Source organism: Brachyspira pilosicoli, from assembly GCF_036997485.1.
Taxonomy (GTDB): Bacteria; Spirochaetota; Brachyspiria; order Brachyspirales; family Brachyspiraceae; genus Brachyspira; species Brachyspira pilosicoli_C.
Genome location: NZ_JAWLPU010000002.1, coordinates 107,437 through 122,444, shown reverse-complemented (window position 1 = coordinate 122,444; position 15,008 = coordinate 107,437). Strand labels below are relative to the sequence as shown.

General features: G+C 27.3%; 17 protein-coding genes. 9 read left to right on the top strand and 8 right to left on the bottom strand.

The window, feature by feature from the left end; all coding sequences use genetic code 11:
- Window positions 1–15: 15 nt before the first annotated feature.
- Window positions 16–822, top strand: coding sequence for an ABC transporter permease (locus R4I97_RS05925; protein WP_335784166.1), 807 nt, complete (start codon window positions 16–18; stop codon window positions 820–822).
- A gap of 7 nt (window positions 823–829) precedes the next feature.
- On the opposite strand, the gene R4I97_RS05920 is transcribed toward R4I97_RS05925, so the two are convergent.
- Window positions 830–2,176, bottom strand: a complete 1,347-nt coding sequence (locus R4I97_RS05920) for a UDP-N-acetylmuramoyl-tripeptide--D-alanyl-D-alanine ligase (RefSeq protein ID WP_335784165.1) — start codon at window positions 2,174–2,176, stop codon at window positions 830–832.
- 345 nt (window positions 2,177–2,521) lie between these two features.
- Here R4I97_RS05920 and kdsA point away from each other — a divergent pair, with 345 nt between their 5' ends.
- The gene (kdsA, locus tag R4I97_RS05915) at window positions 2,522–3,337 is read left to right on the top strand and encodes a 3-deoxy-8-phosphooctulonate synthase (protein ID WP_335784164.1); all 816 of its coding nucleotides are present in this window, start codon (window positions 2,522–2,524) and stop codon (window positions 3,335–3,337) included.
- Window positions 3,338–3,340: 3 nt separating this feature from the next.
- Here kdsA and R4I97_RS05910 read toward each other — a convergent pair whose 3' ends face one another.
- The 5 genes from R4I97_RS05910 to R4I97_RS05890 all read right to left on the bottom strand — a co-directional run bounded on the left by R4I97_RS05910 (window position 3,341) and on the right by R4I97_RS05890 (window position 6,560).
- Window positions 3,341–3,955: a Pr6Pr family membrane protein gene (locus R4I97_RS05910; protein WP_335784163.1), complete on the bottom strand. Its 615-nt coding sequence runs from the start codon at window positions 3,953–3,955 to the stop codon at window positions 3,341–3,343.
- The gene (gene miaA, locus R4I97_RS05905) at window positions 3,952–4,890 is read right to left on the bottom strand and encodes a tRNA (adenosine(37)-N6)-dimethylallyltransferase MiaA (RefSeq protein WP_335784162.1); all 939 of its coding nucleotides are present in this window, start codon (window positions 4,888–4,890) and stop codon (window positions 3,952–3,954) included. The genes R4I97_RS05910 and miaA overlap by 4 nt, the downstream gene beginning before the upstream one ends.
- A 9-nt stretch (window positions 4,891–4,899) precedes the next feature.
- Window positions 4,900–5,304, bottom strand: a complete 405-nt coding sequence (locus R4I97_RS05900; RefSeq protein WP_335784161.1) for a hypothetical protein — start codon at window positions 5,302–5,304, stop codon at window positions 4,900–4,902.
- Window positions 5,305–5,322: 18 nt separating this feature from the next.
- Complete coding sequence (gene gmk, locus R4I97_RS05895; protein WP_335784160.1) at window positions 5,323–5,874, bottom strand: guanylate kinase; 552 nt, start codon at window positions 5,872–5,874, stop codon at window positions 5,323–5,325.
- A gap of 92 nt (window positions 5,875–5,966) precedes the next feature.
- Window positions 5,967–6,560, bottom strand: coding sequence for a pyridoxamine 5'-phosphate oxidase family protein (locus R4I97_RS05890; protein WP_335784159.1), 594 nt, complete (start codon window positions 6,558–6,560; stop codon window positions 5,967–5,969).
- Window positions 6,561–6,686: 126 nt separating this feature from the next.
- Here R4I97_RS05890 and nadE point away from each other — a divergent pair, with 126 nt between their 5' ends.
- From nadE to trpS, 3 genes are all read left to right on the top strand, one after another.
- Window positions 6,687–8,567, top strand: a complete 1,881-nt coding sequence (nadE, locus tag R4I97_RS05885) for an NAD(+) synthase (RefSeq protein WP_335784158.1) — start codon at window positions 6,687–6,689, stop codon at window positions 8,565–8,567.
- Between the two features lie 80 nt (window positions 8,568–8,647).
- Window positions 8,648–9,601 (top strand): regulatory iron-sulfur-containing complex subunit RicT, encoded by a 954-nt coding sequence (locus tag R4I97_RS05880; RefSeq protein ID WP_335784157.1) that lies wholly within the window; start codon window positions 8,648–8,650, stop codon window positions 9,599–9,601.
- A 33-nt stretch (window positions 9,602–9,634) separates the two neighbouring features.
- Entirely contained in the window at window positions 9,635–10,639 is a 1,005-nt protein-coding gene (trpS, locus tag R4I97_RS05875; RefSeq protein ID WP_335768028.1) for a tryptophan--tRNA ligase, read from the top strand.
- A gap of 275 nt (window positions 10,640–10,914) precedes the next feature.
- Here trpS and R4I97_RS05870 read toward each other — a convergent pair whose 3' ends face one another.
- Together R4I97_RS05870 and R4I97_RS05865 are read right to left on the bottom strand one after the other, a co-directional pair.
- Window positions 10,915–11,544 carry a MotA/TolQ/ExbB proton channel family protein gene (locus R4I97_RS05870; RefSeq protein ID WP_335784156.1) on the bottom strand — a complete coding sequence of 210 codons (630 nt, stop codon included), beginning with the start codon at window positions 11,542–11,544 and terminating at the stop codon, window positions 10,915–10,917.
- 57 nt (window positions 11,545–11,601) lie between these two features.
- Window positions 11,602–12,228 (bottom strand): hypothetical protein, encoded by a 627-nt coding sequence (locus R4I97_RS05865; RefSeq protein WP_335784155.1) that lies wholly within the window; start codon window positions 12,226–12,228, stop codon window positions 11,602–11,604.
- A gap of 140 nt (window positions 12,229–12,368) precedes the next feature.
- Here R4I97_RS05865 and R4I97_RS05860 point away from each other — a divergent pair, with 140 nt between their 5' ends.
- Genes R4I97_RS05860 through R4I97_RS05845 form a run of 4 tightly spaced genes read left to right on the top strand, consistent with a single transcriptional unit; the run spans window position 12,369 to window position 14,970 of the window.
- The gene (locus R4I97_RS05860) at window positions 12,369–13,028 is read left to right on the top strand and encodes a hypothetical protein (RefSeq protein WP_420535691.1); all 660 of its coding nucleotides are present in this window, start codon (window positions 12,369–12,371) and stop codon (window positions 13,026–13,028) included.
- 28 nt (window positions 13,029–13,056) lie between these two features.
- A complete protein-coding gene (gene truB / locus R4I97_RS05855) occupies window positions 13,057–13,917 on the top strand; it encodes a tRNA pseudouridine(55) synthase TruB (RefSeq protein ID WP_335784153.1) in 861 nt (286 codons plus the stop codon).
- 29 nt (window positions 13,918–13,946) lie between these two features.
- On the top strand, window positions 13,947–14,627 hold the full coding sequence (locus R4I97_RS05850; protein WP_335784152.1) for a cytidylyltransferase domain-containing protein: 681 nt from the start codon (window positions 13,947–13,949) through the stop codon (window positions 14,625–14,627).
- A complete protein-coding gene (locus tag R4I97_RS05845) occupies window positions 14,617–14,970 on the top strand; it encodes a GIY-YIG nuclease family protein (protein WP_335784151.1) in 354 nt (117 codons plus the stop codon). Before R4I97_RS05850 ends, R4I97_RS05845 begins: the two co-directional genes overlap by 11 nt.
- The last annotated feature ends 38 nt before the right edge of the window (window positions 14,971–15,008 follow it).

Below are 15,008 nucleotides of genomic sequence, written 5' to 3'. Positions count from 1 at the left end.
TAAGGACTTTTACCTATGGAATTATTTGATGTTAAGATAGAAGTTAGAAAGGGCATAAAGAACAAAATAATCATTTTACTTGATACATTAGGTGAATTTGCTTCTTTATTAATGCAAATATTTAAATATACTTTTAGACCGAGTTTTTCTTTTAAACTTTTAACTGATCAAATAGTAAGAATGGGAGTAGAATCTTTTATTGTTGCTGCTGTAACGGTGCTTTGTACGGGAATGGTAATGTCGCTTCAGATAGCGGTGGTTTTGGATAGTGTATTGAAAGGCATATCGCAGTTCGTTGGTTCTATGGTTGGTAAGGCTATGGTTAAGGAATTATCTCCTATGCTTCTTGCTTTAATATTTGCGGGTAGGGTAGGCAGTTCTGTTACTGCTGAGATTGGTACTATGCAGGTAAGCGAGCAATTGGACGCTTTAAAAACATTGTATACCAACCCAATAGAATATGTTGCTGTGCCAAGATTTTGGGCGGCTGTTATATCTTTACCTATGCTTACTGTTTCTGCCGATATAATAGGGGTGCTTGGCGGGGCTTTAGTAACTGTATTTGTGCTTCATAATGACCCTGCTATTTATTTTGACAGAGCTATTGCCGTTATTTCACTTGGAGACTTTATTGGAAGTTTAATAAAATCTACTATTTTTGGTGCTGAAGTTATTTTGATTTCCTGTTTCTATGGATTTAGAACTAATGGCGGAGCTGAAGGTGTTGGTAAGGCTACTACTATTAGCGTGGTTTATAGTTTTATGCTAATACTTATAACAGACTATCTATTAGTTTCAATACTTGGTATGTTTGGCATGTAATAAAATATTATATATTATTTATTGCTTCTATTATCATATTAAAACGCATACCTAATGAAGCTTTTATTAAAATTGCTGTCTCTTCATTAGTGTTTTTTATAATATCAATTATAGTGTTTATACTATCTTCTACTTTTTTAAAATGCATTTTAGTGCATGTAACCTCATTATCTATTTTTTCTGAATTATCTCCAACTGTAATAACTTCATCTATGTTTTTTAATGAGTTTATAAATGTTCCTATATCTTTATGAAAAGAAAAGTTTTCAGTTTCTGTTTCAAGCATATCACCAATAATTGCTATTTTTCTTTTTTCTTCTCTTTTAGATAAATATATAAGCATATTTTTTAATGCTGTAGGGTTTGAATTGTAGCAGTCATTTATGATAGAGCAGTTATTTATTTTTATTATCTGCATTCTGTTTTTTTGATTTTGATAATTAGTTAAAGCTTTTGCACATTCTTCTAAATCTACGTTATAGAGTTCTGCTGTTTTTAAAGCCATTAATATATTTTGTAAATTAAAATCCCCAATTAAATTATGATTAAATGTTACATTCTTATAAACAAAACTATTATCATCTATCTTTTTTATTTCTTTTATATCTGCCTCTATGATGTTTTTTATTTTTTTGTTTTTTGCTTCGCTTAATAATATATCTACTTTGTTTGTGTTTTTATTTATAATAGCATTTTCTTTTGCATTGTTAAATAATTCACTTTTAGCAAGAGCTATATTTTCTAAAGAGCCCAAAAAAGCAATATGCACAGGCTCAACATTATTAATTATAACAGTATCAGCTTCTATTGCCTCAGATATTCTTAAGAGTTCATTTTTATGATTCATTCCAGCTTCTATTACTGCCATCTCATAACTGTCATCTAAATTAAATATTGTTTTTGGCACTCCTATTTCATTATTAAAATTGCCTTCTGTTTTTAATGTTTTATATTTTGTGCTTAAAAATAACGCTGTTAATTCTTTTGTAGTAGTTTTTCCGCAGCTTCCTGTGATTGATACTACTTTTATATTGAACCTTCTTCTATATTCTCTCGCTAACTTTATAAAAAATAATACACTATCATCAGTATAAACCACATTAGCATCTTTTGGCATATTAATATTTTCTGAAAGTATAAAAAATCTGCATCCTTTATTGTATGTATCTAAAGCAAAATCATTGCCGTTAAACTTATCGCCTTTTATAGCTAAGAACAATTTATTTTCATTAAAGTCTTCTCTGCTGTCTGTGGATATTTCTAAGTTTTTATTTTCATCAGTGGCGTTGAATAGATATTTTGAATTAGTTTCTTTAGCTATTTTTATTATATCTTTTACAGAAGTTTGTCCCATATTAGTTAAGTCCTTGTGTTTATTTGTTATTTAAATACCTAAATAATTATATTTTGTCAAAAGTAAAGTTCATATTATCTATTGCTTTACCCGCCAATTTTTAATGAAAATATAGAATTTATCTTATATATAAAGCATAATTATTATGATTTTACTATTCCAATTTACTTGCACTTTTTGGTTCTTTTTGCGGCGGGAAAAAGAACAATAAAAAATTACAAAATATAAAATTTTTAATATATAATAACTCTAAATGATAAAAATTACTACTCATATATTTAATAATTGACTTTAATTATTATTAATGTATTATTTATATATAATTTAAAAAAAGGATTAAAAAATATGACTTTTGATTATAAAGGCATTACAAATAAAAACAAAGAATTAATATTTATAGCAGGCCCTTGCGTTATAGAAAGTGAAGAGATGACTATGAATATCGCTAAAAAATTAAAAGAGATAAAAGATAGACTCAATATACAATTAATATTTAAAGCAAGTTATGACAAAGCTAATAGAACTTCTTTATCTTCTTATAGAGGATTAGGAATGAAAGAGGGGCTTGAGATATTACAAAACATAGGAAAAGAGCTTGGACTTTTAACTATCACAGATATACATGTGCCTACAGAGGCTGAAGTTGCTGCTAAGTATGTTGATTTTCTTCAGATACCTGCATTTTTATGCAGACAGACTGATATGCTTAGGGCTGCTTGCGAAACTAAAAAGGCTATTAATGTAAAAAAAGGTCAGTTTATAAGCGGATATGATTGTAAGTATATAGCAGATAAATGTATCGATGCAATAGAAGAAAAAAGGTTTTTACTATGTGAAAGGGGTACTATGTTTGGATACGGCAATTTAGTTGTTGATATGAAGAATATGGAAATAATGAAAGATTATGCTCCTGTTGTTTATGATGCTACACATTCTTTGCAGATGCCTTCTGCTGCTAATGGTGTTTCGGGAGGGGCTAGAGAGTTTATCCCTGCTTTATTAAAATCTGCTGTTGCTTTATCTATTGACGGAGTATTTATGGAAGTGCATCCTAATCCTAAAGAAAGTCTTTCAGATTCTAATACTATATTTGAACTTGATAAGGTTGAAGATTTGTGGAGAGATGTATTAAAAATAAATGAATTAGTAAAAAATATGTGATTATTATTTTTTTGATAGTTTTAATATTATTCTATCTATAAAAAGTTCAATATATCCTAATATTGTAAAAGCTATAGTAATAAAGAATGCATTTTTTAATACAGTTTTTACTCCGTATTTGTTTATATCTATAAAGAAGTACGGATAATAACTTCCGTTGGATAATTCGCCTCCAAGTTTTGCTCTTATAAATATAAACAAAAAGTAAATGAGAGGTATGATAAGCCATAGTATAGGGTCAATATTTTTATATATTCCTTTTTTGTCAAATAAAATATAATCAACTATAGTCATAATTGGCACTATATAATGAAGTATTGTGCTTCTTATAATATCTGTTATGCTCTCGTAGCCTCCGCTGAGTAAAAAGTGATATATTAAAAATGTAACTGTGATAGACATTGTTATGGTGCCTTTTAATCTTGGCATAAATGTTTTTTGCTTTTTTATTAAATACACTATATCTATAATAAAATAAATTATCACTAAAATATTGCTTTGATAGGTAAAATAATACAATGTTTCTGTATCTATTTTTTTGTCTATTGTTATGAGTCCACTAATTACAGCAAATAAGCCTAATATAATTATTATCAATTTATAAATTATTTTTTTCATTGCTTATAAAAATCCATTATCTCTTTTGCGGTATTTTCTATATCTGTTGGTTTTATTCTTTTTATGTTTTCTAATTTTTCATCTTTTCTAAACCAAGTTAGCTGTCTTTTGGCAAAGTTGCGTGTGTTTTTCTTTATTAATTCTTTAAGCTCATCTAAACTCATAGCATTATTAACTATATAATCATAACATTCTTTATAGCCTATAGCTTGTATTGAAGTGTTTGTTTTATCAACATTGTAATTATTAATAATATATTTTACCTCATCAAGAAGCCCTTTATCAAACATATTATCAACTCTTTTATTAATATTATTATAAAGCTCTTCTCTTTCAATATCTATAATATAGCTAATATATTCAATATCTAATTTTCTTTTTCTCTGCTTTTTTAATTCAGAAAACTTTTTTCCAGTATTATAATAAACTTCCAAAGCACGAACAACTCTTCTTGAATTAAATCTGTCTATAGTTAAAGCAGCTTCTTTATCTATATTAAGTAAATCCAAATACAGACTTTCTAATCCATCTTTTTCTATTTTCTCATAAAGCTCTTTTCTTATTTTGAAAGCTTTTTCTTTATCCTCATTTTCTTCTTCAAAAAGCCCATATTTTATAGAATCAATATAAAAACCAGTGCCTCCAACTCCAAATATAGGTGTATTATCTATGTTGTCAACAGTATTTTTTAATATATCAAGATAATCATTGACATTAAAATTAACTGAAGGCTCAATTAGATCTATCATTTTATAATTATATTTTTTTATTTCTTCTTTGGATGGTTTAGCAGAGCCTATATCCATATATCTATAAACCTGTATAGAGTCTATAGATAATATGGCGGCGTTATTGAAATAGTTATCTATGAGTTTATGTGCAAAATCACTTTTTCCAGAAGCAGTAGCTCCAGATATAAAAACTATTTTTTTCACAATTTAATATTATTCAGATTTTTTAGAAGCTCTTTTTTTTCTTTTTGGCTTTTCTTCTTCTTCCTCATAACTATCTGTTATCTCTTCATCATCGTCATCAATATCTTCTATAATAGTTTCTTCTGTTTCTTCAACTTCATCATCAGTAACATATTCAGCATCATTATATGTAGCCTCAGTATGTTTGAAAGGTGCTTCTTCATCTACTGTCATTTGAGTATCTTTTTCGTATTCATATTTAATAGTACCATCAAGTATATTTTTTATTACTGTAGGTATATATTTACCATTTCTATATTTAGTTTCAGCTTTTAATAATTTTTCGCCAGATTTAGCAAGTTCTATCATAGCCTTACTAAGTTCATAACGATTACCTTTATATTCAATAAGTTTTTTTAGTGGTATTATTCCCATATATAAATACTCCATTTATTATAATTTTGAATTTATAGCTTCTTCTAATTGTTTATAAGCTACATCAATTTCATCATTTTTTATAATAATATCAAATTTATTTTTATATTCTAATTCTCTTTTAGCATTCTGTATTCTAATTTTCATACTTTCTTCAGATTCAGTTCCTCTTGCCTCTAATCTTGCTTTCAAATCATCTATAGAAGGAGGCTCTATAAATATATAATTGGCGTGTATACCCTTTTCTTTTAAGAATAAAGCTCCTTGTATGTCTATATCTAATATTAATATAACTTTTTCATCATTAGCTTTTTCTAATTCTTTAAAAGAAGTGCCATAATAATTATCATGAACATTAGCCCATTCAATAAAATCGCCATTATCTATCATTTTTTGGAAAGTATCTTTATCTATAAAGTAGTAATCTTTTCCGTCAACTTCACCTTCTCTAATATTTCTAGTTGTATGAGACACACTGAACATTGCATTTGAGTGTTTTGACATATATTTTTTTATTAAAGTTGTTTTACCAGCTGCCGATGGAGCTGTTATTACTACTATATTACTCATATAAAAAAGATACCCAATAGATAGTTTTATTGATTATACAACAAAGCAAAAAATATTTCAAGTTTTTTTCCAAACTTTACATAAGATATTCATTATTTTCTTACATTTTTCATCATCTCTATTGTTTCTAAGTCTATTTTTTCGCCTCTTTTTTCTAAGTCTTTTATTAATATATTTATTTCTTCATCACTCATATTTTGTCCGAATTTTGCCTTTGCTGTGATGTTTTCTATTTTTATTACTCCTACTAACATTGGCTTATGAGCATATTCAAACATTTTGTGTTCTATTGACAAACTAGTGTTATCTTTTTCATATTTTTTTACTAATTCATATAATATATTTTTTCTTCTTTCAACTTCGTTTATATCTATTAGAGTTACTTCTCCTTCAATATATATTGAAAAATAAAATTGTGTTGGTGTCATAGTATTATTTTTGAATGTTGACGGCATATATGAGTATGTTTTTGAAGCTGTAAAAGATATTTTAGGATTAGTCTTTAATATTTCGTATTTTCTTCCGCTTGGAGCTCCGTGAAAATATATTTCATTGTCTTTATAGCAAAAACTTATAGGGACAGCGTAAGGTATTTTATCTGGCAATGCCATAACACCATATTCTATAGTATTTAGCATATTTTCTATTTCTTTTTTATTATTAAAATTAAACTCTTTTCTTCTCATTTTTACTGCCTCATTATAATTTAATTAGATTGTATCATACAACATATATTTTGACAAATTATTTATTTTCTTATATTATATTACTCGATATTTATTTAATTTTATTTTAAAAGTTGGAGTGTTCTTATGAAGATAGCTATAAGCCAATTTGAAATAATACCTTCTATGCCGGTGATAAACGCCAGTAAAATGATTAAATATATTGAAGAAGCAAGGGAAAATAATTCAGATATCATTGTTTTTCCAGAGCTTTCTGTTTCTGGGTATATGGTTGGAGATATGTGGGAGAGTGAGTCATTTGTAAGAGAATGCGAAAGACTTGGAGAAGAGATAATAAAAGCTTCTAAAGATATATATGTTATTTTTGGTAATATTGCTTTAGATAAAGCTAAAAAAAACTTTGACGGAAGAGTGAGAAAATATAATGCATTGTTTGTAGCAAAAGATGGAAAACTTATAGACAATAATACAACAGAATATAATTTCTTTATAAAAACTCTTCTTCCAAATTATAAAGAGTTTGATGACAGCAGACATTTTTATAGCTTAAAAGATTTAGCTTTAGAAAATGATGTTAGCATAAAAAAATATTTAAAACCATTAGAGATAGAAATTAATAAACAAAAAATAAAATTAGGCTTAACTATATGCGAAGATATGTGGGATAAAAATTATAATGTAAACCCTATGGAAATAATGAAAGATGATGTTGATATGTTTATTAATATATCTAGTTCTTTTTATGTTTTAGAAAATGAAACAAAAAAGAATAATATGTTTTCTGATATAGCAAAAAAATATAATAAGCCATTAATATATGCTAATAATGTAGGCATTCAAAACAATGGTAAGAACGTTTTTACTTTTGACGGAAGCAGCAGAGTATATGATGAAAAAGGTAAACTACTTTTGAAGGGTGATAGATATAAAGAAGAAGTATACTATATAGAGTTTGATGATAATAAAAAAGCAAAAGAAGAGATAACAGTAAAAGAAGAAAATGAATACAAGCTAATATACGATACAGTTATTTACGGCATAAGAAAGTTTATGAAATCTATTGGAATGAATAGAGTAGTTATAGGGGTGTCTGGAGGAATAGATTCTGCATTATCATCTGCAATGTATGTTAGTGCTTTAGGTGCTGATAATGTTTTACTTGTGAATATGCCTAGCAAGTTTAATTCTAATACAACAAAAAACCTTGCAAAGAGTTTATCTGATAATTTAGGCTGTGCTTATATGGTAATGCCTATACAAGAGTCTGTTGATTATACTATAAAACAACTTGAAACTTCTCCTATGATTAGAGATGGAAAAGAAAGTTTCTTGAAAGTATCATCATTTGTTACAGAAAACATACAGGCAAGAGACCGCTCTTCAAGAATACTCGCTGCCATAGCTGCAAGTTTTGGAGGAGTGTTTACCTGTAATGCAAACAAAACAGAAACTATTATTGGTTATTCTACTATGTATGGAGATAGTGCTGGTTTTTTTGCTTGTTTAGGTGATTTATGGAAGTATCAAATATATGGACTTGCAAGATATGTTAATGATAAAGTTTATAAAAGAGAAGTTATTCCAGAGGGTACAATAAATATCGTTCCAAGTGCTGAGCTTTCAACTGCACAGGCTGTAGATGAAGGCAAGGGGGACCCTGTAAAATATGATTATCATGATTATTTATTTAAAACTATGTTTGAATCATGGAATAGAGTCATACCTGAAGATGTTTTAGGGTGGTATATTGATGGTGTTTTGGAAGAGAAGATTGGGTGTAAAAAAGGATTATTAAAAAAATATTTTAAAACTGATATTGAGTTTATAGAGGATTTAGAGAAATGGTGGAAGCAATATACTGGAATGGGTGTTTCAAAAAGAATACAGGCTCCTCCTATACTTTCAATTAGTAAGAGGGCTTTTGGAAATGGAAGTAAAGAGGCTCAAAATGGTGTTTATTATACTGCAAGATATTTACAACTAAAGAATGAAATATTAAATAAATAATACTTGCAATTATATTAACTTAAAAATAAAATATTTAATAATTTATTTTTGACTTACAACATAAAAATAGAGGTTTATAGATGATAAAAAATGTAGCTCATGTAAAGTTTAGAGATTCCAATTTTGGCAAGTTTGAACATGCACATATAGAAAACATAAATATAAAAGATGCTTGTATTGTAGAGACTGATGAGGGGATTGAGTTGGGATATATTGTTAATTTTGAAGATATAGATATGGAAGCATTTAATAGTAACAATGTAGAAGATAGCAGTCAAGAAAATATGTCTGAAGACACTACAACTGACGAAGAGATATCTGAAGAGATGAAAGATATGGTGGATGATGAAGCTCATATAGTAAAACCTAAAAAAAATAAAATATTTAATATAGTAAGAAAAGCAACAGAAGATGATTTAAAACAGCATAGTAAAAATAAAGAAGATGCTGTTGAGGCTTTTAAAATCTGCAAAGAAAAAGTTAATAATCATAATTTAGATTTGAAACTTATTAGCTCTTATTATTTTCTTGATAGGGCAAAATTATTATTTGAGTTTATAGCAGAGGAAAGAATTGACTTTAGGGAGCTTGTAAAAGATTTGGCAGCACATTTTAAGACACGCATAGAATTAAGGCAGATTGGAGTTAGAGATGAGGCTAGGGCTATAGGAGGATGCGGAATATGCGGCAGAGAATTATGCTGCAGGGTAAAAAACGGCAAGTTTGAAACTATCACTATAAAAATGGCAAAAGAGCAAAGCATGCTTTTAAATACAATGAAAATATCAGGACAATGCGGAAGACTTATGTGCTGTTTGGCTCATGAATATAAAGCTTATTGTGCTCTTAAAAAGGATTTGCCTAAAGTAGGAACTAAATTAATATTTAATAATACTCCTGCTTCTATAAAAGATTTGAATCCTTTAAATAAAACTTTATTAGTTGAAACAGAAGATAAGAGATTATTTTATATAAATGCTAATGAGTTAGAAAATCAAAATGGTGTTTTGGTTGCTAATATAAAGGCAGAATAATAATATTAATGATTAATATTTGGAGTTATAGTTATGAATAATAATAAAAAAATAATGTTAAGCGGAATACAGCCTACAGGTTCGCTTCATATAGGTAACTATCTTGGAGCTTTGAAAAATTGGGCTGATATACTTGATGAGTATTATGGCTTTTTTTGTATAGTTGATTATCATGCTATTACTATAGAATATGATGTAAAAGAGATGCAAAAAAGAATAATTAATGCTGCTGTAGAATATTTAGCTTCAGGACTTGATCCTAAAAAATGTTCTATATTTGTGCAGTCTGATGTGAGGGCTCATACTGAACTTGCTTGGATATTTAATTCTATTATACCTGTAGCAGAATTAGAAAGAATGACACAGTACAAAGATAAATCAAGAAAGAATGTTGAAAATATTAATGCAGCTTTACTTACATATCCGTCATTAATGGCTGCTGATATTTTACTTTATCACCCTGATATAGTGCCTGTTGGTGAAGACCAAGAACAGCATGTTGAGCTTACAAGAATGATAGTAAGAAAGTTTAATAATAGATTTGGAGAATATTTTAAAGAGCCAGACACTTATCATGGTAAGGTGTTAAGAATATTAGGTCTTGACGGCGTAAACAAAATGAGTAAGTCATTAAATAATCACATAGCATTATCGCTTACAGCAGAAGAAACAGAAAAACTAATAATGCAAAAAGCTATGACAGACACTAATAGAAAATTAAAAACGGATAAAGGTAATCCTGATATTTGTAATGTTTATTCTTATCATAAAATTTTCTCAAGCGAAGAGGAACAAAAAGAAGTTTGCGAAGGCTGTAAAAATGCTTCTATTGGATGCGTACAATGTAAGAGAATGCTCGCAGCAAATATTAATAAAGAATTAGCTCCCATAAGAGAAAATATAAATAAATATTCTAATGATTTAGATTATGTTTATGATGTTCTTAAAGAGGGGGCAAAGAATGCTTCAGAAGTAGCTGAAAAGACACTTTATGAAGTACGCGATTTGATGGGGCTTAATGACCGCAAGAGAAAATAATCTTCAATAGTTTTGTTCAAGTATACAAGAATTTTTAAGTTTGTTAAAAATTCTTGTATGTTTTTTATTTATTGGGCAAAGCCACACTTCTTCTATATTAATAAAAGAAGCAAAAGAACTTCATTTTTAACAAAAATATAAGCATTATCTTATATTTTATATATATTTATAACGTACAAAATTAAATCATTTTGCATTTTTTGCAACTTTTTGCGGCGGGAAAAAGTTGAAGAAAAAAACTATGAGAAAATATAGTTGTTTATGTATATATAAAATTATTTATCTTTCTTGCTTAAATAGTCTGAAATCTCATTAGAAACATTTTCCATAAAACTTATTCTTGAGTTTAGAGCATTTACGAAATAGTTATAAAAAACAACTGTAGGTATTGCTATAACAAGACCAGCTGCTGTTGTAAGAAGTGCATTTGCTATACCGCTTGCAAGAGCTATAGGATTACCGCTTCCAACAGATGCCATCACTCCGAAAGATTCTATCATACCAAGTATTGTGCCGAGAAGTCCTAATAGCGGTGCTACTGTTGATATTGTAGATAGCGTAGAAATAAATCTCTCTAATTTTGGAAGCTCTTTATTTGACTGCATTATCATTGATTCTTTTATTATTTCTATATTTTTTAAACCTTCTAATACTATGTTTGATAATGGAGAATTGCTTGTTTCACATAATGCTATTGCTGTTTTTATATCATTATCTTTTATTAGAGCATGGAGTTTTGGTGCTAATGCATCATCTTGTGCTTTTACTTTATTAAAATAAATAAACCTATCAACTATTGCTGTTAGTGCTATTAGAGAACATAATAATAAAGCTATCCAACATATTATCATAGCAACATTAAGCAAAGAAGTAGCTCCAAAAATTCCATTTATAACATTATTCATTTTATATTCTCCGTTTCTAATAATTATAATTGTATATACATAAAAAATCAATCATTACTAATTTATTTCTGTTTCTATCACAACATTATATTCATTTTCGCTATAGCTCTCTTCTGATATATAAGCATTGTTAGTTAATTCTACAACTTTATTAACATCTATTCCTTCTTTTAATAACATATAATATAAAGATTCGTAAGCTCTTTTTAATGCATTTTGTGTAAGCATTTGCCTTGTATAAGGACTTAGTTTTGCATTTTCTGTTAATTGTATAGAGGCAGTTGCTCTAAAAATATTGCCTTCTATTTTTCCTTCTCTTACTATTTTATTTAAAGCCTGCAGAGAGTTTGTGTATATAGAAGAGTCTTCCACTTTTATATCTGTATAATAATTATCATTTTTTTTGTAATTTTTTATTTTTGTTATTTCTTTATTATTAAAGTCTATTATATTAGAATCTTTTAAAAATACGCCTACAACATTATAGTCGTTTCTATTAATGCTTGGAGCAGTTTTTTCAGCTATATAATAGTACATATTTTCTATTGCTTTTTCTCTGCTTGCTTCATAACTTAAATCGCTATAGCCAGTAGAATATAGTATTCCTTTTTCTATGTTATTCTTTTTGCATGAAACAATTGTTAATAATAATATTATTAAAAAATATATCTTGTTTTTTTCCATAATTTATATTACATTATTTTAATATATTAATCAATAAATAAAAAAAGAATGGGAATATTTAATTGAGAAATAGAGTATATTTAATTGTTTTAGTATTATTAATCTCTTGCGGTAAAAAAGAAAATACTTTACTTGAAGATATGGCATTGCTTGACAAATCTTATATAAGAACATTGCTTTATACTGCGAATATTAATAATCAAAATAGAAAAGAGAGTATAGAGAGATTTATAATAGATTGGAATGCTTTCAAAAAAAAATATTATAATGCTAATAGTGAAGACCCTCAATGGAAAACAGATTTTGATAGTTTGCAAGATATTTTAATACGTTCGCATTATTATATAGCAAGCGGAGAAGATGAGAGTGCGGGCTATTCTATACTTCATGATATTAAATATGTATTATCAGATATGAGAAAAAGAAATAATATTAATTGGTTTGTAGATAATATTAACGCTATATATAAAACAGCAAATAGAATGAATGAGCTTTCAAAGATATATGGACTTAATACCACAGTTCTCACAGAAACAGAAGAAAATAGACTTATAGTAGTTTATCAGCTTTTAGATTCTGCTGTAAAAAATGCATTAACAGAATTCGATAGAAGTAATATTCAATTATTAGATTTATCTGCACAGCAAATAGAAGCCTTAAGACATAATATGAATACCATTTCGGATTTGGTGCTTTCTATAGGAAATAATATATCAAACAAAAGATATAGCGATATTCCAAACATATCTGCTAATATTATTAATATATATTTTAATTCTCTTCAGATAATAGTTACTTAAATTTGTTTGTTGCTGAGTGTAAATGTTTATGAAAGGCTTTCTGATAGTAAATAAACCCAAAGGCATTACTTCTTTTGATGTTATAAGAAAATTAAAACCTATATTAAAAGAAAAAAGAATAGGGCATGTCGGTACGCTTGACCCTTTTGCTTCTGGGGTTTTAATAATAGCTTTGGGAAGATACACTAAATTATTTTTTTTATTTGATGATTTATATAAAGAATATATTGCAAGAGGCGTTTTTGGAGAGAGTAGGGATACTGATGATGTTGATGGTAAAACTTTAGAAATAATACAAAATCAAAATATACTAAGTTTTAATGAATTAGAAACATTGATAAAGGATAATTTTTTAGGCAGTATCTTTCAAAAACCTCCAATATATAGTGCTAAAAAAATTGACGGCAAAAGGGCTTATGATTTAGCAAGAGAAAATAAAGAGTTTCAATTAAATAGCGTGAATGTTTTTATAAATAATATAGAGTTATTAGAATACGATTATCCTTATTTTACGATTAAAACTTCTGTGAGTAAGGGTACTTATATTAGGGCAATAGTAAGAGATATTGGAAAGCTTACTAATAATCTTGCTTACACAAAAGATTTAATAAGAACTTCTATTGGCGATTATAATATTGATAACGCTATTAATTTAGAAAATATAAATACTAATAATATCATTTCTTTTTTTGATATGTTTAAAAACTTTGATAAACTTTTAATAGAAGATGAAAAAGATATAAAGCAAATACTCTCTGGAAACACAAAATTAATAGAAAATATAAATATAAAAAATAAATATTTAGCTTTAGTTGATAGAGATAATAATTTATTAGCTATTATAAGTAATATTAATGATTCTAATAGATACTCTTTTATAGATGTGTGATTATTTAATTTATAATGAGGAATTAAAAAATGAAAAAGATAATTATTATACTTGCTTCGAGGGTTGGCTCTACAAGGCTTCCAAGAAAGGCATTAAAACCTATGGCAGGTTGCAGCACTATGCTTGAGCTTATTATAAAAAGGCTAAGAAGTTCTAAAATGGCTAATGATGTTATAGTTGCTACAGAAGAGAAATCTTATAATGAGTTTAGTAAAATATTTGAAAATCTCAAATGCAATTATTTTGTAGGAAGCGAAGAAGATGTTTTAGATAGATATGTGAAAGCTGCAGAAAAGTTTAATGGAGATATTATAGTGCGTGCTACTGGAGATAATCCATTAGTGAGTATAAAGGCATTGGATTCTATAATAGAACATCATATAAAAACAAATGCAGATTTAAGTCATTATGATTTGCTTCCTTATGGCAGCGGTGTGGAAGTTATTAATTATGAGGCTTTAAAATATGCTAATGATAATTCTAATGATTCTTTTGAGCATGAACATATTACTCAGTATCATTATAGAAATCCTAATAAATTTAAAATAGAAAATCCAGAAGCTGAAGAGAGTTTTAGAATGCCAGAATTGAGAACTACTGTAGATACAATAGAAGATTATAATAATGTATGCAGTATTTTTAAAAAATATAATAATGATATATATGTTGATGTTGATGATATTATAAGAGACATAAAAAATGGAAAATGAGTTTTATTATGTTTATATACTTCTCTGTGAAGATGGGAGTTATTATACTGGAGTGACAAACAATTTAAAAGAGAGGTTTATAAAACATAGTAAAGGCAAAGGGGCAAAATATACTAAGGCACATAAACCTATTAAATTTTTATCAGCTTGGAGAGTTGAAAACATTAATATTGCTTTAAAAATAGAGAACTACATAAAAAAACAAGATAAAAAAATAAAAACTATGTTTATAGAAAATAAAAGATTGTTAAAAAAATATTTTGTAAAAGAATATAATGCATTAAAAACAATTACTATAATAACGGTAAGAAATATAGATGATTATAGCAATATTCAAATATGATGCATTAAAACAGTATTATGTAATTTTGTATAAAATAT